This is a genomic window from Hydrogenobacter subterraneus, assembly GCF_055390195.1.
In genome coordinates this window covers 151,554-177,679 of record NZ_AP042473.1, presented here as the reverse complement: position 1 = coordinate 177,679, position 26,126 = coordinate 151,554, and the positions used below count along the sequence as shown (strand labels likewise).

General features: G+C 45.1%; 22 protein-coding genes. 7 read left to right on the top strand and 15 right to left on the bottom strand.

Annotation, left to right across the window (positions count from 1 at the left end):
• Positions 1 to 10 precede the first annotated feature (10 nt).
• A complete protein-coding gene (gene dnaG / locus ACZ5GB_RS01005; protein ID WP_464327128.1) occupies positions 11 to 1,543 on the bottom strand; it encodes a DNA primase in 1,533 nt (510 codons plus the stop codon).
• Positions 1,544 to 1,552: 9 nt separating this feature from the next.
• A complete protein-coding gene (locus ACZ5GB_RS01000) occupies positions 1,553 to 1,747 on the bottom strand; it encodes a CDGSH iron-sulfur domain-containing protein (RefSeq protein ID WP_464327127.1) in 195 nt (64 codons plus the stop codon).
• Between the two features lie 49 nt (positions 1,748 to 1,796).
• On the opposite strand from ACZ5GB_RS01000, the gene ACZ5GB_RS00995 reads away from it, so the two are divergent.
• From ACZ5GB_RS00995 to ACZ5GB_RS00980, 4 genes are read left to right on the top strand one after another with little or no spacing between them, the layout of a single operon-like run.
• Positions 1,797 to 2,819, top strand: coding sequence for an EAL domain-containing protein (locus ACZ5GB_RS00995; RefSeq protein ID WP_464327126.1), 1,023 nt, complete (start codon positions 1,797 to 1,799; stop codon positions 2,817 to 2,819).
• Positions 2,816 to 5,092: a 5-methyltetrahydropteroyltriglutamate--homocysteine S-methyltransferase gene (gene metE / locus ACZ5GB_RS00990; protein WP_464327125.1), complete on the top strand. Its 2,277-nt coding sequence runs from the start codon at positions 2,816 to 2,818 to the stop codon at positions 5,090 to 5,092. Before ACZ5GB_RS00995 ends, metE begins: the two co-directional genes overlap by 4 nt.
• Entirely contained in the window at positions 5,089 to 6,564 is a 1,476-nt protein-coding gene (gene tkt / locus ACZ5GB_RS00985; protein WP_464327124.1) for a transketolase, read from the top strand. The genes metE and tkt overlap by 4 nt, the downstream gene beginning before the upstream one ends.
• Positions 6,565 to 6,583: 19 nt before the next feature.
• A complete protein-coding gene (locus ACZ5GB_RS00980) occupies positions 6,584 to 7,072 on the top strand; it encodes a transketolase-like TK C-terminal-containing protein (protein ID WP_464327123.1) in 489 nt (162 codons plus the stop codon).
• A 26-nt stretch (positions 7,073 to 7,098) separates the two neighbouring features.
• On the opposite strand, the gene ACZ5GB_RS00975 is transcribed toward ACZ5GB_RS00980, so the two are convergent.
• From ACZ5GB_RS00975 to ACZ5GB_RS00965, 3 genes are read right to left on the bottom strand one after another with little or no spacing between them, the layout of a single operon-like run.
• Positions 7,099 to 8,970 carry a S8 family serine peptidase gene (locus ACZ5GB_RS00975; protein ID WP_464327122.1) on the bottom strand — a complete coding sequence of 624 codons (1,872 nt, stop codon included), beginning with the start codon at positions 8,968 to 8,970 and terminating at the stop codon, positions 7,099 to 7,101.
• A gap of 11 nt (positions 8,971 to 8,981) precedes the next feature.
• The gene (locus tag ACZ5GB_RS00970; RefSeq protein WP_464327121.1) at positions 8,982 to 9,308 is read right to left on the bottom strand and encodes a S8 family serine peptidase; all 327 of its coding nucleotides are present in this window, start codon (positions 9,306 to 9,308) and stop codon (positions 8,982 to 8,984) included.
• Between the two features lie 2 nt (positions 9,309 to 9,310).
• Positions 9,311 to 9,826, bottom strand: coding sequence for a YbhB/YbcL family Raf kinase inhibitor-like protein (locus ACZ5GB_RS00965; RefSeq protein ID WP_464327838.1), 516 nt, complete (start codon positions 9,824 to 9,826; stop codon positions 9,311 to 9,313).
• An 82-nt stretch (positions 9,827 to 9,908) separates the two neighbouring features.
• Here ACZ5GB_RS00965 and ACZ5GB_RS00960 point away from each other — a divergent pair, with 82 nt between their 5' ends.
• Positions 9,909 to 12,908, top strand: coding sequence for a valine--tRNA ligase (locus tag ACZ5GB_RS00960; RefSeq protein ID WP_464327120.1), 3,000 nt, complete (start codon positions 9,909 to 9,911; stop codon positions 12,906 to 12,908).
• A 1-nt stretch (position 12,909) separates the two neighbouring features.
• On the opposite strand, the gene fabZ is transcribed toward ACZ5GB_RS00960, so the two are convergent.
• The 8 genes from fabZ to ACZ5GB_RS00920 are packed head-to-tail and all read right to left on the bottom strand — an operon-like array spanning position 12,910 to position 21,203.
• Complete coding sequence (gene fabZ / locus ACZ5GB_RS00955) at positions 12,910 to 13,359, bottom strand: 3-hydroxyacyl-ACP dehydratase FabZ (protein WP_464327119.1); 450 nt, start codon at positions 13,357 to 13,359, stop codon at positions 12,910 to 12,912.
• 44 nt (positions 13,360 to 13,403) lie between these two features.
• Entirely contained in the window at positions 13,404 to 16,433 is a 3,030-nt protein-coding gene (locus tag ACZ5GB_RS00950; RefSeq protein ID WP_464327118.1) for an efflux RND transporter permease subunit, read from the bottom strand.
• The gene (locus ACZ5GB_RS00945) at positions 16,430 to 17,458 is read right to left on the bottom strand and encodes an efflux RND transporter periplasmic adaptor subunit (RefSeq protein WP_464327117.1); all 1,029 of its coding nucleotides are present in this window, start codon (positions 17,456 to 17,458) and stop codon (positions 16,430 to 16,432) included. The genes ACZ5GB_RS00950 and ACZ5GB_RS00945 overlap by 4 nt, the downstream gene beginning before the upstream one ends.
• Positions 17,455 to 18,624, bottom strand: a complete 1,170-nt coding sequence (locus ACZ5GB_RS00940; RefSeq protein WP_464327116.1) for a TolC family protein — start codon at positions 18,622 to 18,624, stop codon at positions 17,455 to 17,457. The genes ACZ5GB_RS00945 and ACZ5GB_RS00940 overlap by 4 nt, the downstream gene beginning before the upstream one ends.
• The gene (locus tag ACZ5GB_RS00935) at positions 18,621 to 19,025 is read right to left on the bottom strand and encodes a DUF2231 domain-containing protein (protein WP_464327115.1); all 405 of its coding nucleotides are present in this window, start codon (positions 19,023 to 19,025) and stop codon (positions 18,621 to 18,623) included. Before ACZ5GB_RS00935 ends, ACZ5GB_RS00940 begins: the two co-directional genes overlap by 4 nt.
• A gap of 23 nt (positions 19,026 to 19,048) precedes the next feature.
• On the bottom strand, positions 19,049 to 20,290 hold the full coding sequence (locus tag ACZ5GB_RS00930; protein ID WP_464327114.1) for a sensor histidine kinase: 1,242 nt from the start codon (positions 20,288 to 20,290) through the stop codon (positions 19,049 to 19,051).
• Positions 20,287 to 20,937: a response regulator transcription factor gene (locus ACZ5GB_RS00925; RefSeq protein ID WP_464327113.1), complete on the bottom strand. Its 651-nt coding sequence runs from the start codon at positions 20,935 to 20,937 to the stop codon at positions 20,287 to 20,289. The genes ACZ5GB_RS00930 and ACZ5GB_RS00925 overlap by 4 nt, the downstream gene beginning before the upstream one ends.
• The gene (locus ACZ5GB_RS00920; protein ID WP_464327112.1) at positions 20,934 to 21,203 is read right to left on the bottom strand and encodes a hypothetical protein; all 270 of its coding nucleotides are present in this window, start codon (positions 21,201 to 21,203) and stop codon (positions 20,934 to 20,936) included. Before ACZ5GB_RS00920 ends, ACZ5GB_RS00925 begins: the two co-directional genes overlap by 4 nt.
• Before the next feature lie 158 nt (positions 21,204 to 21,361).
• Here ACZ5GB_RS00920 and ACZ5GB_RS00915 point away from each other — a divergent pair, with 158 nt between their 5' ends.
• Both ACZ5GB_RS00915 and ACZ5GB_RS00910 read left to right on the top strand, forming a co-directional pair.
• Positions 21,362 to 23,542 carry a lipoyl protein ligase domain-containing protein gene (locus tag ACZ5GB_RS00915; protein ID WP_464327111.1) on the top strand — a complete coding sequence of 727 codons (2,181 nt, stop codon included), beginning with the start codon at positions 21,362 to 21,364 and terminating at the stop codon, positions 23,540 to 23,542.
• Positions 23,543 to 23,621: 79 nt separating this feature from the next.
• Positions 23,622 to 24,680: a DegT/DnrJ/EryC1/StrS family aminotransferase gene (locus ACZ5GB_RS00910; RefSeq protein WP_464327110.1), complete on the top strand. Its 1,059-nt coding sequence runs from the start codon at positions 23,622 to 23,624 to the stop codon at positions 24,678 to 24,680.
• Here ACZ5GB_RS00910 and ACZ5GB_RS00905 read toward each other — a convergent pair.
• Both ACZ5GB_RS00905 and ACZ5GB_RS00900 read right to left on the bottom strand, forming a co-directional pair.
• A complete protein-coding gene (locus ACZ5GB_RS00905; RefSeq protein ID WP_464327109.1) occupies positions 24,628 to 25,368 on the bottom strand; it encodes an OmpA/MotB family protein in 741 nt (246 codons plus the stop codon). The two genes, ACZ5GB_RS00910 and ACZ5GB_RS00905, sit on opposite strands and share 53 nt — an antisense overlap.
• On the bottom strand, positions 25,368 to 26,117 hold the full coding sequence (locus ACZ5GB_RS00900) for a motility protein A (protein ID WP_464327108.1): 750 nt from the start codon (positions 26,115 to 26,117) through the stop codon (positions 25,368 to 25,370). Before ACZ5GB_RS00900 ends, ACZ5GB_RS00905 begins: the two co-directional genes overlap by 1 nt.
• Between the last annotated feature and the right edge of the window lie 9 nt (positions 26,118 to 26,126).

Sequence of the window (26,126 nt, the reverse complement as noted above, 5' to 3'; positions counted from 1 at the left end):
ATAAAATATATCACTTTATCCTTAGCTTCCTTGGTTGAGCTTTGCTTTTCTGTCTTAACTCTTCAAAATCGGTAGGCTTTTCTATGTCTGGCAGGCTAAGGGCCCTCAGGCTTTCTTGAAAGGCCCTCTCAAGGTTATAGGCCTTAAAGTTCTTCACATAATCTGGTATAAGGTGGTATTCTTCTCTTTTTAATGCCTCAATAAGCTCCATAAGGTAAGGCGATAGCCTGAGTTTATCCAATTCAACGCCCTCAAAGCCAAACCTGTAAAGCCCAGCCAAAAGCACAGCCTCATGATAGCTCAAAGGGGTTTGTTCTTTTTCTTCCCTTTTCTCTACTTTTACAATCCTCTCTTGAAGGCTTGTTATAGGAAGGGATGTGGCCTTTGAAAGCTCTTTTAAAAGCTCATACCTTTTTACACCATCCGGTATAAAACCGCAGAAGTATAAAAGGTCATCAAAGGCCTCCTTGTCTCCTTCTTTTACCCTTTGAAGAAAATAAACCTCCACCTCCTGACTGGTCTTTATCAAGCTTTTTAGGGCTTGTGGGTCCTTCCTTACAAAGGAGTCTGGGTCTTCTCCCTCTGGCAGATAGACTACCCTTACTTGCATACCAGCCTTCAACAGGTAAGGCACAGAGGACCTAACGGCCTTCCTTCCAGCCTTATCGCCATCGTAGAGTAAAACAACTCTTTTTACCAACTTTGATAGCATAAGGGCATGCTCTTCCGTTAGGGCCGTTCCAAGGGGTGCCACGCAGTTCCTTATTCCCTCTTGCCAAAGGCTCATAAGGTCAAAGTAGCCTTCTACTATGATTACTTCTCCCTCTTCCCTTATGTATTCCTTTGCTTCGTAAAGCCCAAAAAGGGTGGACCTCTTTTTAAAGACCTCCGACTCGGGTGAGTTTATATACTTGGGCTGGCTTCCATCAAGGCTTCTTCCCCCAAAGGCTATTACATCACCCTTTATATCCCTTACCGGAATGATAAGCCTGTTTTTAAAGAGGTCTCTGTAAAAGCCCTCCTCTATCTTTGTTATGTTTCCACTCTTTTCATAAACCTCTAATAGCCCCTCCTCAGAAAGTAGTCTTATAAGCTTTTCTGTATTTCCAGAAAAACCCAGAGTGAACTTGCTTATGGTTCTTGAGCTTATCCCTCTACTCTCAAGGTATTCTAAGGCCTGTTTGCTCTCCTTTAGTTGTTCATGATAAAACTCTGCCACCTTTTGAAGTGCAATAAGGAGCTTGCTGTCCTTTTCTTTCCTTCTTAGTTTTATGGAAATTCCATACCTTTTGGCGAGCCTTTCTACAGCCTCCCAGTAGTCTATATTCTCATAAAGAGATACAAACTTTATGGCATCTCCACCCACACCGCAACCAAAGCATTTGAATATACCCTTGGAAGGTGAAACGTAAAAGGAAGGTGTGTCATCGGGATGAAAGGGACATCTGGCGGCGTAGTTGTTTCCAATTCTCTTTAGCTCTATGTAAGAGGAGATAACATCCACTATGTCAATCTTTCCAAGAAGGTCCTTGAGGGAGGACATAGGGAATAATTATAGGTCTATCTCCACCCTTGAGTTTTCATCGTAAATGTATAGCTTTCCTTCTTCCTCATCTTTTGTCCTTTTATGAGAGCCATCACAAAAAGGAAGCTTTTTTGAAAGACCACATTGGCATATGTAAAAGGTCTCTTCCCCTACCTCAAGCTTATAAGGGCCTTTTTCTGTATGCTTTACAAGTCTTGCCATAGCAAACCTCCTTAAACGTATAGTATAATACCAATAGTAAAAGTTGGCTATGATCGCTTTATACCTAAAAGATTCACCACAAAAGCTTTCCAATATACTGTCTTCCTTAGGAGTTTCCTTTTCTACCATTGGAAATGTTTTTATACTGGATATGGAAAAGCATGCCTTTTTTCTTATAGTAGAAGACCTTCCAAAGGAAATAACAAAAAAGTTAAAAATTTCCTTTGTAGAAAAAGAAGACCTTTCAAGCGCAGAAAAGTTAATTGAGATAGGTTTTAGATCTATATCCCTTGAAGAGTTTGCCGAAGAAAACTTGTTCTATGGTTTGTCTGAGGTGCTGAATAATGGGGATATCTATTTTCATTCCATCATAGATGTAAAAACAAAGAAGATATACGGCTTTGAAGCCTTGTGCAGACTACCTATTCCCATATATAAGCTCTTTAAAGTAAGCGATAGGATTGCCTTCTTTGCGGACAATTTCTGCAGAGAAAGGGCTTTGCTGGACTATACAAGGCGTTTTCCCATGCAAAATTATCATCTGTTTTTAAACTTTCATCCCAAGTTTTTGAAAAACCCTTTGGAGAACGTGGGAGAGTTGATCACAAGCCTTATGAACAAGGAAGTGGATGCTTCAAAGATAGTTGTGGAAATAGATGAGTATGAGGGAATGGATTTAAAGAGTGTAAAGCTTATTAGAGACTTTTTAAAGGCGGAAGGTATACAGGTTGCCCTTGATGATGTGGGGGCTGGCTACGCTGGGCTTTACCAGCTGACAGAAATACACCCAGACATCGCCAAGCTTGACATGGCCCTCGTTAGAGATGTTTATAAAAGCCCTGTTAAGCAGGCCGTTGTAAAGGGGCTAATATCTGCCTGCAAAGCCAGTAATATAAAGGTTTTGGCCGAAGGCATAGAAAAGGAAGAAGAGCTACTCTTCCTTTTGGAGGCTGGTGTGGACCTGCTTCAAGGCTTCCTCTTTTCCAAGCCAAGCCCATATCCAAACACAAGGGAAATAGAGAAGGTGGCTTATAATTTATTAGCTAAACACCCTTTAGGAGGTTTATTATGAAAACCTTAGCCTATGGCTTTCCTAAGCTGGGAGAAAAAAGAGAATTCAAAAGCCTTCTGGAAGACTTTTGGAAAGGTAAGATAAAAGAGGAAAACCTCATAGATGGTATGAACTCTCTAAAAGAATGGATAGCAAGCCTATATAAATCACATACAGACCTCTTTCCTTCTGGTGATGTTTCTTATTATGACTTTATGCTTGATATGGCAATAACGGTGGGAGCCATACCAAAGAGGTTTGGCCAATACATGGGCCTTGAAACCTACTTCCAGATGGCAAGGGGCGCTCAGGCGCTGGAGATGACCAAATACTTTAACACCAACTACCACTACCTTGTGCCAGAGCTGGAAGGAAAAGATTTCAAACTTTTCAAAAATATCCCCCTTGAAGAATACAGCTTTTTAAAGTCCAAGGGCTATGACCCTCTTCCAAGGCTTATAGCACCCTTTACCTTTTTGAAGCTTTCCAAGGTTTTAAAAAGGTCCGAGCATTCAGAGTTGCCCCTTTATGAACTTTCAAAGATAGAAAGCCAGAAGGATATGGAAGACTACCTAAATGCCATCTTCCCCGTTTATGAAGAGCTTCTAAAAAGCCTCTCTCAAGCTGGTGCAAGGGCTGTTTTGATGGAGGACCCAGCCCTATGCCTTGATATGGAGGAGTGGGAGTGGGACCTGGTGCATGAAACCTACAGCTGTCTTAGCAAGTATGCAGACCTTTATGTGATAACCTACTACGATAGTGTGTCAAACTACAAGAGGTTTGTAGACCTTCCCGTAAAGGCCTTGGGCCTTGACCTTGTATCCAATGGTGAAAACCTTGAGAACATAAGAAAGTATGGCTTTCCGGAGGATAAGGCTCTTATAGCGGGCATAATAAACGGAAGGAATGTGTGGAGGGCAAACTTAAAGGAAAAGCTAAGCCTTATAGAAGAGCTTTCCAATCTTTCAAAGGACCTTATAATCTCCAACTCCTGCCCCCTTTTCCACCTTCCTGTGAGCGTAGAGCCAGAAGACAGCCTGCCGGAGGGCCTAAAAGAGAGGCTTTCATTTGCCAAGGAAAAGCTCCGTGAGCTAAAGACTCTAAAGCTTGCCTTTGAGGGAGAAGAAGGTGCCTTAAAAGAAGTGGAGGAGTCTGCAAGGCTATCAAAAGAGGGCTTTGGAGCAAGAGAGGAGGTAAGGAGAAGGATAGCAAGCCTCAGGACAGAAGACTTTCAAAGAGAAGTTCCTTACGCGGAAAGGATAAAGCTCCAGCAGGAGATTTTGAACCTTCCCCTCTTGCCCACCACCACCATAGGCTCCTTCCCACAGACAGAGGAGGTGAGGAAGGCAAGGACTGCCTACAACTCTGGAAAGATATCGGAGGAAGAGTACAAGGAGTTTATAAGAAAACAGATAGAGCATGTGATAAGGGTTCAAGAGGAGATAGGTCTGGATGTGCTTGTGCATGGTGAGTTTGAAAGGACAGACATGGTGGAGTTCTTTGCCCAAAGGCTGGAGGGCATTGCTACCACCAAGCACGGATGGGTTCTCTCTTATGGCTCAAGGGTCTACAGGCCACCCATCATATACGGAGACGTTTACAGGCCAAAGCCTATGACGGTGGAGGAGATAACTTACGCCCAGTCTTTGACAAACAAGCCAGTCAAAGGCATGCTTACAGGACCTGTCACCATCCTAAACTGGAGCTACTACAGGGAAGATATACCAAAGCATGAGATAGCCTACCAGATAGCCTTGGCCCTCTTAGAAGAGGTAAAAGACCTTGAGTCTGCGGGCATAAAGGTTATCCAGATAGATGAACCTGCCTTTAGAGAGGGGGCGCCTCTAAAGAGGAGGGATTGGCCCTCTTACTTTGATTGGGCTGTAAAGGCCTTTAGGCTGTGTTCCAAGGCAAAGCCCCAGACCCAGATACACACCCACATGTGCTACAGCGAGTTTAACGAGGTGATTGAATACATCTATCAGATGGACTTTGATGTCATATCCATAGAGGCCTCAAGGAGTAAAGGAGAGATCATATCAGCCTTTGAGAGCTTTAAAGGGTGGGACAGGCAGATAGGTATAGGTGTTTATGATATACACTCGCCCGCCGTGCCCACAAAGGCTCAGATAAGGGCAGTGCTTGAGAGGGCCATGAAGGTCCTTCCTGTAGAGCTCCTTTGGGTAAATCCAGACTGTGGTCTAAAGACGAGAAGATGGGAAGAGGTAATACCTTCCCTCAAAAATATGGTGGAAACCGCCAAAGAACTAAGGGAGGAGCTTGTAAAGGCATGAGTAAGGACCAGCTTCTTATAAACACCATAAGGTTTTTGAGTGTGGATCAAGTGGAAAGGGCAAAGTCTGGACATCCGGGCATGCCCCTGGGCGCCAGCCACATAGCCTACCTTGTATTTGATAGGTTTTTACGCTTTAACCCCAAAAACCCCAAGTGGATAAACAGAGACAGGTTTGTGCTTTCTGCGGGCCATGCCAGCGCCATGCTCTATTCTCTCCTCTTTGTTATGGGCTATGACCTTGACCTTGAGGACCTCAAAAACTTCAGACAGCTTGGAAGCAAAACACCGGGACATCCAGAAAGTTTTTTAACACCTGGAGTAGAGGCCACAACAGGCCCCCTTGGCCAAGGCATAGGCAATGCGGTAGGTATGGCTTTGGCCGAAAAGTACCTTTCTTCCTACTTTAACAGGGAAGGCTTTCCCATCATAGACCACTACACCTTTGCCCTTGTGAGCGACGGAGACCTTATGGAAGGAATCTCCTGCGAAGTGGCCCAGCTGGCGGGCCACTGGAGGCTAAATAAACTCATAGTAATATGGGACAACAACAAGGTTTCCATAGACGGCCCCACTTCCTTAGCATGGTCTGAGGATGTATGTGAGAGGTTTTCCGCCTTTGGCTGGTATGTACAGCATATAGAGGATGGATACAACCTGGAAGAGATAGAAGGGGCCATAAGAAGGGCCATGGAGCAAAAAGATAGGCCTTCCTTTATATCCGTAAGGACCCATCTGGGCTATGGCTCTCCAAAGCAGGATGATGCCAGCGTGCATGGCGCACCCTTAGGAAAGGACCTTGCCCTGCAGACAAAGAGAAACTTTGGCTGGCCAGAAGAGGAGTTTTATGTGCCGCAGGAGGTGTGGGAATACAGGGAGGAGAAGATAAAGAGAGGAAAAGAGCTGGAAGAAGAGTGGAACAGGCTCTTTGAAGCCTACAGGGAAAAGTACCCTGATCTGGCGGACATGCTTTTGAAATACTTTAACAAGGACTGGGGAGAGGAGTACAAAAAGCATATTCCTACCTTTAGTGAGCCTATGGCCACGCGCCAGGCCAGTGGAAAGGTGCTAAACGCCATTGCCAAGCACATACCCGTCCTTTTTGGTGGCTCTGCAGACCTCTCTGAGTCCAACAACACCTACCTGCACGGTATGGGAGACTTTTCCGCAGAGAACCCCCTTGGAAGGAACATACACTTTGGAGTAAGAGAGCATGCCATGGGTACCATCCTAAACGGCATGGCCTACCATGGGGGAATACTTCCTTACGGTGGCACCTTCTTGGTTTTCTCCGACTATATGAGGCCTTCCATAAGGCTTGCCAGCATGGCCGGCCTTCAGGTCATATACGTCTTTACCCATGACTCCATAGGCCTTGGAGAAGATGGACCAACCCACCAGCCTGTGGAACAGCTAAGCTCTTTGAGGCTCATACCAAACCTTTGGGTCATAAGGCCGTGCGGATGCCAATGAAACAGCCATAGCCTGGCAGATGGCCATAGAAAGAAAGGATGGTCCAACAGCCCTTATACTCACAAGGCAAAAGCTACCCCTTATAGACAGGTCCAAGTACCCACCGGCAGAAGGCATAAGGAGAGGTGCTTATATACTCCTTGACTGCGAAGGAACTCCAGACCTTATCATCCTTGCCAGCGGGTCTGAAGTACACCCTGCCCTACGGGCCGGAGAGCTTTTAAAGGAGGAGGGCATAAGGGTAAGGGTGGTAAATATGGCAAGCTTTGAAGTCTTTGAAGGCCAAGAGGAAGGCTACAAAAGGCATGTTCTTCCGCCGGAGGTAAAAAGGAGGGTGGCTGTAGAGGCGGGAAGGGGCCTCTGTTGGTATAAATATGTAGGGCTTGAGGGTCTTGTTATAAGTTTGGAGACCTTTGGCAAGTCTGCACCGGGCGAAGTGCTTATGCAACACTTTGGCTTTAGCCCAGAGTCTATTGTTAAAAAGATAAAAGAACACTATTCCTTTTAAAAAAGCCCCCGGCGGGGGCTAAAGGTTTATTTTTTGAAGGTCCTCCTGAAAGCTATAAGTATTGGTGGCAAGAGCCAGAGGAGGACATTGAGAGGATTGGAACCTGTAGCCATGGAACATCCACCACCCCCACCAGAGGAGGAGCTACTCACAGAGAAGTTAAAGATGGCATAGCAGCTTTTGTCCGAATCCATGGTTATGGGGCATTGAGAACTCATTCCACAAGACTGACAATCACCACCCCAACCGCCAAAGGTGGAGCCGGCGTTTGGTGTAGCGGTAAGGGTGACAGAAGTGTTTGGATCAAAGTTTGCAGAACATATGGTGCCACAGTTTATGCCAGCTGGATCGCTTGTTATAGTGCCAGTACCGGTGCCAGACTTGCTAACAGTGAGTTTATATTGGAAAATGGCTACGCAGGTTTTGTCAGCATTCATAACTACGTTGCATGTGGTATTGTTTCCACAGCTTGAACAATCACCACCCCATCCTACAAAAGTAGAGCTTGGTGCGGCGTTAAGAGTAGCAGTGCTATTACTGTTGTAAACGCCCACATTGCCATCCACAGTGCCATTTCCGTTTATAAGCACGCGCAAAAAGTAAAAAGTTCCCGGCTGACAATCACTAATCGTTAAAGCCTTAGAGGCGTTTATCCTTCCACCAGTTATGGTCTTTCCATTGAGGGAAGAAAGAGGATCCACACCCTTCATTATCCTACACTTTAGCTCTCTCCATGTATAGCTTGGATTTTGAGCCTTCAAAAGGGCTGCAAGGCCCGCCACATGAGGAGAGGCCATGGAGGTGCCAGACTTATTACCATAATTGTTATTAGGCAAAGTACTCAAAATTCCCACACCAGGCGCTCCCACATGGACAGAGTTCCTTCCATAATTGGAAAAGCTTGCCAAAAGGTCGTTTTGGTCTGTTGCAGCCACGGAGATTATATTTTCCAAATCATAGGAAGCTGGGTATAAAGGAGTGAGGTCGTTATCATATTCTTCATTCCCAGCCGCAGCAACAAAGAGTATGTCCACATTCTTTGCGCTTGCTATGGCATCCCTTAAAGCTTGGCTATAGCCGTAGCCTCCCCAGCTTGCGTTTATGATGTGGGCACCCTTCTGTATGGCGTAGTTGATGCAGTCTATGGCATCTGAAGTGGTACCTGAGCCATCGTTACGCATAAACTTAAGGGCCATTATTTTAACTTGCCAATTTACACCCACCACACCAATGCTATTATTACCCACTGCACCAATGGTTCCAGCCACATGTGTCCCATGCCCGTTGTCATCCATAGGGTCGTTTGGATTGGGCGCACCTGTAATACAGTTTTTGCCATAATATCCAGTGGCTGGGTCCTTCCACATATTTGCCTGTAGGTCCGGATGGTTATAATCCACTCCTGTGTCTATCACAGCCACCACCACACTTTGACTTCCTGTGGTAATGTCCCATGCCGATGGAGCCTGTATTTTTACAAGGCCCCAAAGGTAGTTCCACAATGGGTCGTTTGGTATTGTAGCTCTTATGGTGTATATGTAGTCTGGTTCTGCGTATTCTACATCGGGCCTTTTTCTTAGCTCTGCAATGATCTCATGAGGTGTTTTACCTTTTGGCAGCTTAAACACGTAGATGTTTAGGTTCCTTATCTCCTTAATTGATTGAAGCCTATACTGACTTTTAACTTCTGATAGAGCTTGCAATCTAAACTGGCCTCCTTTGAACTTTACTATCACCCTATCTAAGGCATATCTTGGCGCTGGCGTGTATTGAGGTCCGAAAGATGTAGATCTATTAGTCTGCGCTTTGCTAATTTGACTACCTTGAGAGCTAAAGAGTGTTCCCAAAATTACAGCAAAAAGCCATAATAAAAGCCTTGATGTGCGTTTAAGCTTCATAACCCACCTCCCTACCATATTCTATAAATCCTATCAGGTTCTACATACTCAACCTCTTTTCTTTCAGAGAGTTTTTTCATCAGCTCTTCCTGCGATGCCCTTTCTGGCACTTCCACCACATACATGTTTAAGTCTTCAATAACCTTTACAAGCCTTAGTCCATACTGGCTTATTATTTCCTTCCTCCTTTCTTCTGGCACGTCCTTCTTAAACTTTATTATCAGCCTTTGGGATGTTTTCATAGGTACTTCTCCAGTGTTTAAAGGTCTGCTTGTGGCGCAGCCTTGGCTAAAAAGGGTGAAGCCAAGCAAAAGGGCTAAAAGCAAGCTTTTAAACATGATCACCTCCTTCCATACCTTCCCATAGTTTGCCCTTGTCCTATTACATGTCCCTGCATCTTGCTTTCCACCTCCCTCCTTGTGGCACCGGGCCTCAGGCCTAGGCTTTCCACATCAAGGGCATAAACCTTTATGTAATATCTATGAGTATGCCCACGAGGGGGACAGGGGCCACCATAGCCCACACGGCCAAAATCGTTAATACCTTGTTTTATACTTCCAACCTCACTCCTTTTGGGAAAGTTCTCCTGCAAACTTGTTTGGCTTGCGGGAATATCATAAACTATCCAGTGGGTAAAGGTGCCAACGGGCGCATCTGGGTCATCCATGATAAGCACAAAGGACTTGGCGTTGCTTGGCTGTCCAGACCATTTAACTTGAGGAGAAACATCCTCTCCATCACAAGTATATTTGCGAGGTATATCTTGACCTTCTTTGAAAGGAGCTTCTACCTTCATGGCTTCCCTCCCAAGGCTGTAATTAACAAAAAGTAAGACAAAAAGAGTGGCAAACAACACCTTTCTCAAGGTCCACCCTCCAAGGTTTATTATATACCAAGGAGTCAATTACCTACCGTAGCTGTAGTATAATCCTTTCTTTATGAAGGATATAGGCCAGTACGACCACAAGAAGGTGGAAGAAAGATACTCCAAGCTTTGGGTGGAAAGGGCTTTGTATTCTGTAAAGGATACATCTGGAGAAAAGTTTTCTGTGGTTATCCCACCCCCTAATGTGACAGGTTCATTGCATATGGGCCATGCCTTGAACGCTACCCTTCAGGACATAATCTGTAGATGGCAGAGGATGCTGGGTAAAGAGGTGGTTTGGGTGCCGGGCTTTGACCATGCGGGCATAGCCACCCAATATGTGGTAGACAGACAGCTAAGGGAAAAGGGCATAAACAGGCTGGACCTTGGAAGGGAGGAGTTTTTAAAGAAAGTTTGGGAGTGGGTGCCCATATCAAGGAATGCCATTAGAGAACAGCTTGAGAAGTTGGGCGTTAGTGTGGATTGGAAAAGGGAGAGGTTTACCCTTGATGAGGGCTTTTCAAGGGCTGTAAGGTATGCCTTCAGAAGGCTTTATGAAGAAGGTCTTATATACCGTGGAGAGTATATGGTTAGCTGGTGTCCAAAGGACCTTACAGCCCTTTCGGACCTTGAGGTGGAGCATGAGGAAGAGGAGGGAAAGCTCTACTACATACGCTATCCCCTTGAGGATGGCTCAGGGCATATAACCGTTGCCACCACAAGGCCGGAGACCATGCTGGGAGACACGGCTGTAGCCGTGCATCCGGGGGATGAAAGGTACAAAAGCCTTGTGGGCAAAAAGGTAAGGCTTCCCCTTGTGGAGTGGAAGAGGAAGGCTATGGATGGCTCAGAAGTAGAGCCAATTATCCCAATAATAGCGGATGAGAGGGTAAAGCCAGAGTTTGGAACGGGTGCGGTAAAGATCACGCCAGCCCATGACCCCTTAGACTTTGAGATAGGAAAGACCCATGGCCTTCCCTTTGTGCAGGTTATGGACCAGTTTGCCCGTATGAACCACAATGCAGGCCAGTTTGAGGGCCTTGACAGGTATGAGGCAAGGAAAAAGATAGTGGAAAGGCTTGAAGAGCTTGGCCTTCTTGAAAAGGTGGAAAGCCACAGGCATGCGGTAGGCAAATGCTACAGGTGTAAAACGGTGCTTGAGCCCTTTGTCTCTACCCAGTGGTTTTTAAAGGTCTCAGACCCACGCATAAGGGACCAAGCCATAAGGGTGGTAAAAGAAGGCCTAATTAGGTTTATTCCAGAAAACTGGTCCAAGATATACCTCCAATGGATGGAAAATTTAAAAGACTGGTGCATATCCCGCCAGATATGGTGGGGCCATAGAATACCTGTCTGGTATTGTGAAGATTGTGGAGAGGAAAACATATTTACCGATGAGGACTTTGACAGGGTTTATGACAAGATCATCTTTAACCTAATGGCAGATGGCAAGATAGGAGAGGAGTTTACTCCTGAGGAGGTGGCAGATATTCTTAACTCTCCCTCCTTTGTGCATCCAGAGATGACCGTTTTGGACTTTTATAAGCATTTTGCCTTTCATAAATATCACTCTACGGAAGTGGATGCCAACTCTCTCAGGCTCTTCTTTACGCAGGACCTAAACCCCATGGCCATACTCACAGAGAAAAAGAGCAGGTACAGGTATAATCCGCAGAAGAAGACCTACCGCTTTGTATTAAGGTGTAAAAAGTGTGGTTCAGAAAGGCTAAGGCAGGAGACGGATGTTTTGGACACTTGGTTCTCCTCTGCCCTTTGGCCCTTTGGAGTCTTTGGCTGGCCGGAGGCCACTCAGGACCTTCAAAAGCTATATCCTACAGACCTTTTGGTTACAGGCTTTGACATCATCTTCTTCTGGGTTGCCCGTATGGTGATGATGGGCACCTACTTTACAAAGGACATACCCTTTAAGTATGTCTATATCCATGCCCTCATAAGGGATGAGAAGGGTCAAAAGATGTCAAAAACTAAAGGCAATGTGATAGACCCCCTTGATATTGTGGAAAAGTATGGTGCAGACGCTTTGAGGTTTACCCTTGCCATACTCACACAGCAGGGAAGGGACATTAGACTGTCAGAAAAGCGTTTTGAGGGCTATAAGCACTTTGCCAACAAGCTCTGGAATGCGGGAAGGTTTATACTTATGAACCTTGATGAGGACCTTCTTTCCAACCTTCCCTACGGCGCCCCGCCGAGGCCTGAGGACCTCTGGATAATCACAAAGCTTAACAGGACCATAGAAAGGGTCAACAAGGCCCTTTCTGAGTATGAGTTTTCCGAGGCTGCAAGGGAGCTTTATGAGTTTATATGGAGTGAGTTCTGCGACTGGTATATAGAGTTTTCTAAGATAAGACTCTATGCCAAGCCTCAATCGGAAGATCCAGAAGAGGAAAAAAGGATAAAGGCGGAGAAGATAAGCGCACAGGCCACCCTCCTTATGGTCTTTGAGAAAACCCTTAGGCTTTTGCACCCCTTTATGCCCTACATAACAGAAGAGCTGTGGCAGGCCTTGCCAACAGCACACCAAGAGAGCATATCCATAACCCAGTACCCACAGTTTAACCCCCAAGAGGTCTACGAGGAAGCGGAGAAAAGAGTAGAAAGGCTAAAGGAGATTATCTCCTCCATTAGGTCCTTGAGGAGCGATCTTCGCATTGAGCCATCAAGGAGGATAAAGCTATACTACAGAGCGGAGGAGAGCAAAAGCCTTGTGGAAGAGTTTATGCCCCATATACTAAACCTTGCAAGGCTTGAAAGCCTTGAGGAAGTGGCAGAAAGGCCACCCAAATCTGTGGCGGGCTTTTCAAGGGACTTTGAATTCTATGTGCTGGCAGAAGAGAACATAAACTTGGAAGAGCTCATAAGCTCTTACTCAAGAAGGCTTGCAGAGGTGGAAAGGTCCATGGAAGCCTTTGAAAAAAGGCTAAGCAATGAGAACTTTTTAAAGAAGGCACCGGAAGAAGAGGTCCAAAGGACAAGGGAAGCCCTTGAGGAGCTAAAGGAAGAAAGGGAAAGGATTCAAAGGCTTTTGGGTATGTTGCAAGAGGCAAGGTAAGTTATCTTTTTATATCCTTTAGCTCCCTTGCAGCGGCGTAGAGTATGGCGGTAGCCACAATCTCAGAATCTACCCTTGCCACCCCCTTCATCTTTGAAAGGCTTTTCTTTAAAGAGATGACTTCCAGCTCCATTATAAGTTGGTCCCCAGGATATACTGGCCTTTTGAACCTTGCCTCATCAATGCCGGCAAAGACTATGGCATACTTCCCTATCTCAAGCCCAAGTGACTTTATCATGAGAATACCGCCTACTTGCGCCATGGCCTCAAGGATGTAAACACCGGGCATGAGAGGGAATCCGGGAAAGTGCCCTTGGAAGACAGGTTCATTAACGGAAACGTTCTTTAGACCCACTATCCTTTTGCCCTCTTCCATCTCAAGGATTTTGTCCACCAAAAGGATGGGATACCTGTGTGGAAGTATTTCCATTATTTCCCTTGCGTCTAGCATAGCTTAAAATTATACAAGGATTTGTCCCAATTATTTTTTGCAAGTCAGCTCTTCCTTCCGAACCTTTCATATACTAAGGGAAGTATCAGCAAGGTTAGTGCTGTAGAGGTAAAAATACCACCTATAACCACCACCGCCAAAGGCTTTTGAACCTCTGACCCTATGCCTTTAGAGAATAACATGGGCAAAAGGCCCAAGGAGGCAGCTGTGGCAGTTATAAGGATGGGCCTTAGCCTTCTTGAGGCGCCCAAAAGCACAGCTTCTTTGAGGCTATATCCATTTTCCAGCAAGGACCTCACATAAGATATCAAAACCACTCCGTTGAGTGTGGCTATGCCAAAGAGAGCTATAAAGCCCACCGCAGAAGGCACAGAAAGGTTATAACCGGATATATACAAGGAAAGCACGCCACCTATGGTGGCAAAGGGGACGTTCAGGATAACTATGAGGGCATCTCTAAGGGAGTTGTAGTTTATGTAGAGAAGTAGCAATATCAAAAGAATGGATAAAGGCGCCACTATGGAGAGCCTCTTCATAGCTCTCTCTTGGTTTTCAAACTGCCCGCCAAAGCTTATAAAGTAGCCAGGTGGAAGCTTGACCTCTTTTGCTATCCTTTCCTTTATTTCCTTTACAAAGCCTCCCAGATCTCTGCCTTGAAGGTTGGATTGCACAAGGGCAAACCTCATGCCGTTCTCCCTCCTTATCTTTGAAAAACCTTCAGTTATCTCCACATCCGCCACCTGTGAAAGGGTCAATATGTTGCCATCCTTTGTGATAAGGGGTAGGTTCTTCACACTTTCTAAGTCCTTTTTCTCTAAGCCCAAAACCAAGGGGAAGAGTATGGTGTTTTGCTGTATGTAGCCTACTTCCTTTCCTCCCAAGGCATAGGCCACCAAGTTCATAAGCTCTGCGGTGGTTAGGTTGTATCTTTTTAACACCTCCATCTTTGGCACTATCCTTAGTTGTAGCTTTCCAGACTGGGCTTCCGTTTCCACATCCACCGCACCCTTTATACCTTTTACTATCTCTTCAATCTTATAGGCTATCTCGTTTATCTTTTTTAGGTCATCGCCAAAGACCTTTATGGCTACGGTGGACCTTACTCCCGAAAGGAGTTCATCTATCCTCATCTGTATGGGCTGTGTAAAGCTAAACTCCACACCCGGCACGCCTTCAAGCCTTTCCCTTAGTATGTTTTCAAACTCCTGCCTGCTTTTGAAGTTTTTCCACTCCTCCGCAGGCCTAAGGATTATAAAGGTCTCAATGTAGCTAAGGTCCGCAGGCTCCCCCACCTCAGCCCTTCCTATGTTGGAAAAGGTCCTTACCACCTCTGGGTATTCAAGGGCAGTCTCCTCTACCACCCTTGCCACCCTTTTGGCCTCTTCCATGGAGACGTTTGGGTTCAAAAAGGACTTTACCAAAAGGGTGCCCTCCTCCAGTTGTGGGGCAAACTCTGTTCCTATGCGGGAAAGAAGGAAAAGAGAAAAGAGGAAAAGGCTAAGGGTGGCCGTCAAAAGCAAGCTTCTAATCTTAAAGGCACCTTCCAAAAGCTTTAGATAGAGTTCTCTTAGCCTTTTGAAAAAGTAGGTCTCTTCCCTTCCGGGCCTTATCACATAGTAGGAAAGCACGGGCATAAAGAGAAAGGCTACCACCAAGGAAGAAAAGAGGGCTAAGATGATGGTGAGGGCCAAGGGCTTGTAGTATTTTCCTTCCACAGATTCAAAGCTAAAGATGGGCAAAAAGACAAGCATGATAATGCCTACTGCAAAGCTAACGGGCCTTAGGACCTCGCTTACAGATTCAACTATTATGGAAAACTTGTTTGCCTGTGGCCTCTCAGAAAGATGTCTGTATATATTCTCCACCACCACCACGGTGGCGTCCGCAAAAAGGCCTATACCTATGGCAAGACCGCCAAGGGTCATGAGGTTCCCAGAGATGCCAAGGTTTTTGAGAAAGATAAAGGTGATAAGAAGGGTAAGTGGTACAGAGAGGGCCACCAAAAGGGCAACTCTAAGGTTCCACATATAAAGGGCTATGGCCAGAGATACCAACAGTATGCCTTCTATAAGGGCCCTTTCTACGGTGGAGAGGGCCTTTTGAGTAAGGTAGGACTGGTCATAAAGGACCTCCACCTTTAAGCCATCTGGCAATATCTTTTGAACCTCTTCAAGCTTCTTTTTCAGCTCTTCTACAAGCTCCATGGTGTTTGTTTGAACTCTTTTCAAAACTATGTTGCCTTGAACCTCCTGGCCGTTGAGGGTGAAGACTCCCCTCCTGTTTGGAAGCTCTGAGGGCAAGACATCTGCGATATCCCTTATGGTAAGGCTTACTCCTCCCTCCTTCTTTATAGGCACATTCTCCACCTCTTCCATGCTCTTTAGTCTTCCAAGACCTCTTACCACAAGGTCTCCTTCTGGAGATTGCAAAAAGCCCCCACCCGCTATCTGGTTATAGTCTTCCAAGGCTTTTACCACATCCTCCAAGCTTATGCCGTATAAAACCATCTTTTCTGGCTTTAGCCTTATCAAATATGCCCTTTCTGGCCCCCACTGGGATATGTCTTCCACGCCATCGGTGGCCTTTATAATGGGCCTTATCTTCCACATCTGGATGGTCTTTAGATCCTCAAGGGAGTAGTTTCCTTTCTCATCCAGCAGGGTATAGAAAAGCACATTGCCAAGGCCGGAGGTGTTTGGACCCATCCTTGGTACATAGCCCTGCGGTATTTGGGCTTGGGCCTCTGGAAGCTTTTGTGCCACAAGGTTTCTGGCAAAGTATATGTCTGTGCCATCTTTGAAAAAGACGCTCACATAGGAGAGGCCCGGAAGGCTCACAGACCTTACAAGCTCCACATCCTTTATACCAGACAAAACAAACTCTATGGGTTTGGTAACCAAAAGCTCCGTTTCCTCTGCAGAGAGGCCCGGAGTTTCTGTGTATATGATCACTTGTATGGGTGTGGGGTCTGGAAAGGTGTCTATGGGCAGCCTTCTGAAAGACCAAAGTCCAAGGGCTACCACTCCAAAAAGAAGCAAAAGCACCAAAAGCCTGTACTTTAAGACCTTCCTCATCTCTCTACCTGAGATTTAAGGAATACAAGACCGCTCATGGCCACCCTTTCACCTTTTCTTATGCTCCCCTCCACCAGCACCTTGTCCCCCACCTCCTTTACCTTCTTTACCTTCCTCACCTCAAAGCCCTCCTTAGTTTTCACAAAGACCACATAATCCTCTCCAAGCCTTTGGAGGCTCTGGGCAGGTAGCCAAAGGCCCCTTATATTCCCAAGCTGAAGGTAGACATCCACCATAAGACCGGGCCTCAAAAGCTCTTCCCTGTTTTCCACCAAAAGCCTTATGGGAACCCTCTTTGTGTTTTTATCCACCTCCCCCGATATATAATCCACAGTCCCCCAAAGCCTTTTATCCTTCCAAAGCACATAACCTTTTGTCCCCTTTTTTATCCTATCCACATCCCTTGGGTCCGCATAGGCATATACCCAAAGCCTCTCATAAGACTGGATTTTAAACATCTCCTTGGAAGTATCCACACCAGACCCAACAAAAACGGCCTGCTCCACCACATAACCGCTTATGGGAGACCTAACAAATATCTCGTTTTCCCTTACCTCACCAAAGGACCTAAGAGACATCAAAAGGGCCTCATACTCCCCCTTTGCCTTCTCATACTCTATCTTTGCACCGTAATATCTAGCATAAGGAATGACCTCTTCCTTGTATAGCATCTCCTCTCTCCTTAGCGTTTCCTCCGCCGTCTTTAGCTTCACCTTTGCCATCCTTATCTGGGCCTGAAGCTCTGCCACTTGAGGAGAATAAACAGAGGCCAAGGCTTGGCCCCTTTTCACAAAATCACCCTGCTTTACAAAAAGCCTTTTGACTATACCAGAAATTGGAGAATGGACTTGAGCTACAGAGCTTGAATAGTTGCTCACCTGTGCGGGAAGTCTCATTTCCTCCACCACCTCTTCCTCCTTTACCTCCCAAAGTTTTATGCCAAGCTTTTTCTCCTTTTCTGGGTCCAGCCTTATAACCTGGGAGAAGGAAAGAAGGGGTAAAATAAGAAGAAGTAAAAGCCTCATAGCTCACCCCCAAGGCTTAAATATTTGGCATACCCCTCGTGTGCCTGCCTTATTAGTTCCAGCCTATACTTTAAAAGCTCCACATACCTTCTCTTTGTCTCTGTAAGCTCCAAAAGGGTTATGGTCCTTAGCTTATAGCTCTTTATGGCAAGGCTAAGCTCCTCCTTTGCCTTTGGTATGGTCTGCTTTTCTATCCTTTCTATCTCTTCCAAAAGCTTTTCATACCTTGACCGCACAAGCTCATAGTCCCTTTTTAAGCTTAGCTCCTCCAGACTTTTCCTAAGCTCCATGCTCCTCCTTTCTGCCAAAAGCTGTAATATCTCTCCCTCCCTTCTGTAGAATAGTGGAAGTGCGGCAGAAATACCAACTCTGAAGCCATACTCTTGGGAAGAGACCTTTTCTCCAAGCACTGTAAGGCTAAACTGGGGCTTGGAAAGTATTCTTTCCACCTCTATGCCTGCCTCCAAGCCCTTTATGGCATACTGGTACTGCTTTAGCCTTGGTGAATTTTCAAAGTTTATCTCCTTTATGCTGTGTAGCCTGTCAAAGCTTTCTTCCAAGTCCTCCACCCTTTGGCCTATAAGGTAAGAGAGGTTTTTTAAAGCGTTCTCATAGTCCCTTTGGGCCATCTCCAGCTCAACCCTTGCCAGGTCAAGCTCCCTTTCGGACCTAAAGACCTCCAGCTTTGTGGTCTCTCCAAGTTCAAATAGCCTTTTTATAAAACTGTGAAGCTCTTGGCTTATCTTGTAGTTTTCTTGTGCCACTTTTAATAGTTCTTTCCTGTATAGGGCCATATAGTAGGCCAGATAGACCTCGCTTATCAAAAGGCTTTTTTCCTGCTCCATCCTCTCAAGGAATGCCTTCTCTTCGTAATCTACCATATTTTTGAAGCTTTTCCCAATGGGATAAATACTAAGAGGTTGAGAGTAAGAAAGGCTGTATATAGGATTTGTTTTGACGCTTTCCTTTGCTGTGCCAAAGTTTCCCACCTCCACCTCAAGGCTTGGGTTTAGGTAGGACCTGTAGGTCATGGCCTTGCCTTTGAACTTGGTCCTTTCTTCCTTTAGTGCCTTTAAGGATGGATAGTATTCCAAAGCCCTATCAATGACACCCCTTAGGTCTATGGCGTAGCACACTTGGATAAGCAAAAGTAGGACTATTATCATGGCTGAGTTTTAACAAGGTGTTCATACACCACAACTCCACCCATCCATCCCTGCAAAAATAAAAGCAATACACCAATCAAAAGCATGATTGTAAAAAGGTTCCTCTTCTTATAAAACCTGACAAGGCCAAGGGCCAAAAAGTACAAAGCCAAAAATAGGCCTAAGGCCTCATGGTAATTGAATATGGTGATGTTTTCCAAAAGCTTTTCAACAGGCTCGTGGGCTATTGTACCCGATATGCTTCCACCCACCACCGCCAAGACAGATAAATAGGTCAAAAGAGCATGCAAGCCATCAAGCTCCTTTTTTATAATCCTATAATAAATATCCACCACAAGTAAAAACACTGGAAAAGCTATAGCAAAATGCACCACTGGTGGATGTGTCTTTATAAGCTCCATGTTTTAATTTTACCTTACCAAGCTTAACACAGGCTTAACCGCAAAGAAGCCTCCACTCTATAACCTTCTTCTACCCTCTCTTGTCCTATTTTTAAATCACAGCCCATCATCTTACATAGGTTATAAGCCACATAAAGGCCTATGCCCGTATGCCTTCCCTCAAAGGGCTTAAAAAGCACCCTATCTTCTACAGGCTTTTCCGAAAGGTTGCTCACCTTTACATAGGCATATTCTCCATCCTTTTCCACCCTTATATCCACCTTGCCCTCTTCAATGCCATGCCTTATGGCGTTATCCACAAGCACGCCAAGCACCTCCAAAAGCACATCCCTATCACAATAAGCACAAAGAGGTTCTTCCAAAAGGCTTAGCCTTATCCTTTTGCCCTCTGGGTCATACAGCCTTACTATGCCTTTTAAAACCTCCTCCAGATTGCACCTTTCCTTCTTTATAAGGTCCTGCTGGCTTTCCATTTTGGCCATCCTGAGGAAGGTACTTAGGCTTCTTTCCAGCCTCCACAATTCTTCATGGATAGTCTTTAGCCTATCATCTTTATGGGACCTCATGAGGTCTTCCAAAAGAAGAAGGGCAGTAGAAAGGGGCGTTTTTACAGAGTGGCTAAGGGCCAAAAGTGTGTTCCTATGCCTTTCTGCGCTCTCCCTTATTTTCTTTATCCCCTCATGCACCTTTTCCATAAAGGGCCTTAGCTCTTCATAGACTTCTTCATCAAACCTCTCTTCAAAAAGGCTATCACTTGCCCTCTTTATAGAATTTAGCAAAGACCTTACGGTAAAAAGGTATATGCCAGCCAAGATGAGAAGGAATGAAAGCAATGATAGGAACAAAAAGACCTTTAACCTTTCTAAAAACTCCTTTTCTGATGTGAAGTTTACCGCATACTGCACATAAAAGCCATCCTTTCTTTTGTAGGTTAGCATCCTGTAAAATCTGTCTCCCACCTTTATAAGTCGTAGGTCTGGCATTGTCCAGTCTTTACTAAAGGGTAAAGAGATGTCTTCCGAAGCCTCCAAAAGGCTTCCATCGGGCGTCCTTATGGCATAAAGCTCATAGCCTGGGCGAGGTTCAAAGTCTTTTCCCAAAAAGTAAGATTGTTCAAAGATTCTCGCATCATCCGCTATGTGTCTGTCCACCGATGCAAGAAGGGCCTTTTCCACCACCATATAAAGCACAAGGCTATAGAAGGCAAAGAGAAGAGGGAAAATTGCAAAAAACAAATTTAGATGAAGCTTTATAGACCTTTTCATTCCACCATGTACCCCAAACCTTTCACAGATTTTATAATATCCCTTGACCCAAGCTTTTTCCTTATCCTTGAGATAAGCACCTCCAAGCTGTTGCTATCGGAGTGGTAGTAAAAGACCTTTTCCCTTAACTCTTCTTTGCTTACATACCTTCCTCTGTTTAGGCATAGGTATTCAAGGATGGCATACTCTCCATATGTAAGCTTTATCTCCTCCCCTTTCACAAAGACCTTTTTTCTTCCCATATCCAGCCTCAATTCCCCTATCTGTATCACATCGGAAGATCCTCCATACCTCCTCCTTATCAAGGCCCTCACCCTTGCCAAAAGCTCTTCAAGGTGAAAAGGCTTGGTAAGGTAGTCATCCGCACCCAAGGTAAAGAGCTTAACCTTTTGAGATACATCTCCCATAACAGTGAGCATAAGGACAGGTGTATTGATCCCCTCTTCCCTTAGCCTTTTTACTATCTTATCCCCCTCCAAAGTGGGAAGAAGAAGGTCCAGAATGATAAGGTCAAAGCCTCCACTTAGGGCCAGATCAAGTCCTCTTTTACCATCCGAGGCCAAGTTGACCTTGTAGCCCTCCCTCTCAAGGACGCTTTTCAAGGACCTTGCCAAAGAAAGGTCATCCTCTACGAGGAGTATCCTCAAGGTCTTGGCGCTGCCTCCATTAGCATCTTTTTGCGTATTTCATAGTCTTCCCTTCTTTTCTGTTCCTTTACATCCATCATACAAAGCTTCATATCCCTATAGCTTTTTGCCTTCTCCACACACTCTCTTTCCTTGGGAAGATACTTTTCTCTTAGCTTTATCTTCTCCAACATATATACTTTACACTTTTCCCAGTTTTGTTCACACCACTCTTTGTGCATCTTTCCATCCATGGGATGGGCAAGGCTTACGCTTGTAATGGCCATCAAAAGTAGGAAGTTTCTTCATGGCTTTACCTCCTTAAGGTTTTAAGTTTAATTTAAAGCCTCTTTATTAACCAAAGATTAACCATTAAAGGCTGAGCCATATCAGTAAAGGCGTGGCCATGAAGGATTAAAATTTTCAAATCAAAGAGGAGGCAGACATGTGGAGAGTTGTATATACGGGCCAGAGGCCCCACTATGAGAACATAGCCCTTGATAGGATCATGCTAGACCTTATGGCAGAGGATAAAATACCACCAACAATAAGGTTTCTGCAGTTCAAGCCAGAATGTGTTCTTGTAGGCTTCCACCAGGCGGTAGAACAAGAGGTAAGGCTTGAGTATACCCAAAGGGAAGGCATAGAGGTGGGAAGGCGTATAACGGGCGGTGGTGCCATATACTTTGATGAAACCCAGATAGGCTGGGAGGTGATAGCCACAAAGGACCATCTTGGGGACCTAAACTACGAAGAACTTACAAGGAAGATATGCACTGGCGTGGCAAAGGGGCTTCAAAAGCTTGGAATAAAGGCAGAGTTCAGACCAAGGAATGACATAGAGGTGGAGGGAAGGAAGATATCTGGCACCGGCGGAGTCTTTGAAGGCAAGGCCTTCTTATACCAAGGCACTGTGCTTATGGATTTTAACGTAGAGAGGATGTTAAAGTCTTTGCAGATACCAGTAGAAAAGCTAACCTCTAAGGGGATAAAATCTGCGGAAGACAGAGTAGAGTGGGTAAAGAGGGCCTTGGGATATATGCCAGAAAAGGAAAAGGTCTTTGAGGCCATACTCCAAGGCTTAAAGGAAGAGCTAAACATTGACTTCCAGTGGGGAGAGCTAACCGATGAGGAGCTAAGGCTCCTTGAAGAAAAGAAGGACTACTTCAGGAGCGAGGAATGGATATACCATGTAAAGAAGGCGCCCACCGACAGCGAGATGCTCTTTGGTATATACAGATGCCCAGGTGGAACCTTTAGGGTCTCCGCCAAAGTGGATCTTCAAAGCAAAGTCTTACAACAGATTATCATAAACGGAGATTTCTTTGTAAAACCCCAAAGGCTCATATACGACCTTGAGGCCTACCTAAAGCATACACCCATAAGGGATGTGGAAAATAGGATAAGGGACTTTTTCTCCCAAAGGGAATGGGAAGGGCTAAACCTAAGGGTAGAGGACTTTGTGGAGGCGGTTTTATTTCCCCTTAGAAAGGTGGAAGGCATAGACCTTGGCATAGAAAAAAAAAGATTGAATAACATCATAGCCTCCATAGGAGGAGGCCTAATAGAAAACCTACAAAAGGCCAAGGTTATGCTTCTTCCTTATTGTGCCAAGCCAAGATGGTGTGATTATAGACACCTTGACGATTGTGGTGAATGCGGTGGTTGCACTGTGGGCGATGCCTACAGGCTTGCCTACCAAAAAGGCATGATACCCATAACCATAACTTCCTTTGAACTTCTTAGGGATACTCTCCTCTGGTGCGCTCAGAACGGCTACACTTACGTAGGCCATTGTTGTTATGAGTTTTATGAAAAGAGGTATGAGATATTCAAAAGGGCTTCTGAAGAAGGTGCCAATGGTGTTCTTTTTGACATAGTGGGAACCACATGCTACAGCCTTGGAGTGGAAGAAGAAGAAAAGGCCTATCATGGAGAGTTTACGGTGGAGCTGGACCTTATAAAGGAAGACCTATACAAAAGCTTATCTGTTAAGGAGGATGAAGGGATAGAAATAGAAAAGCAAAGAGTAAGCTTTGATTTTTCTCCATACCTTGCGGACTTCAAACCCACCTACTACAAAAAGCCCAAGGCTGTACCCACGCCAGAAGAGGACAGAACGAGAACTTCCATGCAGAAGGAAGTCTTCCTTGGCGAGGCCACCCTTGAGGACAGAGTTGTAGGCTATAAGGAGGCCTTGGAGATCCTTGCCAAGTGGATAAAGGAGTCAGAAAGGCCCACCATAGTGCTTGGCCCCCTTGTCTTCTGGGATTTTGGAGAAAAAGAGCTTCAAGAAAAGGCAAAGGCTGTAAGAGACCTTATAGAAAAGGTGGGAAGGTTCAACGTTAAAGTCCTTCCAGATTATAGGCCAAAGCTGAAAAAGTATGACCCTTCTGTGGAGATGGACCCACCAAACCCTCATCATGCCATCTTACATGGCAAGCATGACCTCACCATCCTTGTGGGAGTCCATTGCTACAGAACAGACTTTGTTATAAGACTTTTGAAAAAACACACGGATACAAAGATAGCAACTTTGTGTGGCCTATACGGCCATCCTACAGCCCATCTTTCCACTGCCTTTACAGATGCGCAAAAGATTGAAGACCTGATAAAGCTACTTTAGAGTTTTTTCCAAAGGCTTGATATAAAGGCCTATAAGCCTTGCAACTTTGCAAAAACACAAGGCATATACTAAATAACTTATGATAAGAATTATTGAGCCAAGGTTTTCGGAAGAGGAGAAGGAAGTACTCTTAGAAATCTTAGACAGCGGGCACATAACAAGAGGCAAGTGGACAGCCCTATTTCAGGAAGAGTTTGCCAGATACATCGGCGTAAAGCATGTCTTTACTGTGTGTTCTGGAACTGTGGCCCTCTTTATAGCCCTAAAGGCTTTGAACGTAGAAGGCAAGTATGTGGTTGTGCCTGCCATGAGCTTTATGGCCACCATAGATGCGGTTTATTTGGCGGGAGGTATTCCTGTGGTGGTGGACGTGGATGAGTACTACACCATGGACCCAAACCAGCTGGAAGAGGCTGTAAAAAAATACAACCCTAAGGTGGTTATCCCCGTACACCTTTATGGACAGACGGCGGATATGGATTCAATCATGTGGCTTTCAGAAAGGTATGGCTTTTATGTGCTTGAGGATTCTGCTCAGGCCCATGGTGCCATGTGGAAGGATAAAAGGGCAGGGTCTTTGGGTCATCTTTCGGCCTTTAGCTTTTACGCCTCTAAAAACATTCCCATGGGAGAAGGTGGTGCCATAGCCACCAACGACGACAAACTTGCCCAAGAGATAAAAAAGTGGATAGACTTTGGAGACCATCCTGCCTTTAATGTGAGAATTACCGAATTTCAGGCGGGAATTGGCTATGTGCAACTAAAAAAAGTGGAAGAAAACAACAGAAGAAGAAGGGAGATAGCATTAAAGTATAAGAAATACTTGAATGGAAGCTTTGTGCATCCAGAGGAGAGGGAAAAAGCCTACCATGTTTACCACCTTTATACTCTTAGACATCCAGAGAGGGATAAGATAGTAGAAAGCTTAAAAGAAAAAGGAATAGATGCAAGGGTTTATTATCCTTACCTACTTCATGAGCTAAGGGGGGCAGAGCATTTGCCTACTCCAAAGGCAGAAAGCTTTAAAAAGGAAGTCTTTTCCATACCAGTCCATCCATACCTTATGGAAGAAGAGGTGAATTTTATCATTGATTCTCTTCTATCTTTGGCACAGTTAGTTCCGAACCCTTTATATTGAGTATGACTATCTCCACTCTTCTGTTTTGAGCCCTGCCCTCTGGGGTAGCGTTGGATGCCAAAGGCCTTGTATCCGCATAGCCAGAAGCCTTTAACCTTTCTGGGTTTATACCCTTTGATATAAAGTATCTTACTATTGAGCTTGCCCTTGCACCAGAAAGCTCCCAGTTGGAGGGGAACCTCTCGGTGGATATGGGTATATTGTCTGTATGACCTTCCACCTCTACCGGGTTTGGAAGGTCCTTGATTATCTCATATATCTTATCCAGTATGGGTCTCATCTCCGGTTTTATGTCTGCACTTCCTGGGTCAAAAAGGAGTTTTTCTTGGAGTATGAGCCTAATGCCTATGGCTTCGTAGGCTATTTTAAATTCTCCCTCCAAACCAAGCTTTTTAAGCATCTCTTGAAGCTCTTGGAGTTGCCTTTGTATTTTTCTACCTTTTTCCGTAGGTTCAGCCCTTTTTAGTACAGGTGCTGGTAGTATCTGCTTGGGAAGGGTCTCTTGAAAAGGCACCAACCTCATACCAAAGGCCTTTGCAAAGGCTTGGGCATATTCCATAGCCGCCTGCTTGCCCGCTTGAGCCATGGCAAAGAGGGCTATAAAAAGACATAGAAGTAATGTAAGGAAGTCTGCGTAGGGTATGGCCCATTTTTCTGAAACTTCTTCTGGACACTTCTTCTTTTTCATTACCCTTTTACCTCAATATAAGAGCTTAGCCTTTCTTCTATTAGTCTTGGATTTTCTCCCCTTACCATCATTCTACAAGCATCAAGTATCATATACATCCTAAGTATCTCCTCCTTAGATTTTATCTTTATCTTTTTTGCCATAGGTCCAAAGATAAGGTAAGAAAAGGTTATACCATAAACGGTAGCCACAAAGGCCGAAGATATACCATGAGCAAGCTCTTGTGCGTTGTCAAGGCTTTTTAGAGCCTTCATAAGACCAAAGACTGCACCCACAAGGCCAAAGGTGGGCGCACTTTCCGCAGAATTTTTCCAATACTCTACCGCTATTTCAAAATCTTCTTCCTTTTTTGCTATCTCAGCCTCAAGGCTTTCAACCAATACGTTCTCATCCACACCAAGCACCATAAGGTCTATAGCCCTTCTAAGAAAGGGGTCTTCTATCTCCTCCGCTTTTGTTTCAAGAGCAAGCATGCCTTCCTTTCTTACAAGGTTTGCCAGCTCTACCAGTTGATTCTTTACCTCAAGCATTTCATTACCGCCACCTTTAAAGGCCATCTTAAGCCCTTCTATTATCAGGGAAAACTTAGATAAGGGCATAACCACAAGGCTTGCGAAAAGAGTGGTAGGGACCACTATTACAAAGGCAGCAGGCTGTATCAAAAATAGGATGCTTGCGCCTTTTAAAATAGCACCTATCAAAAGAGCAACAAGCCCTCCTACTATCCCCACAACCGTAAGAATATCCATGGCTATTAT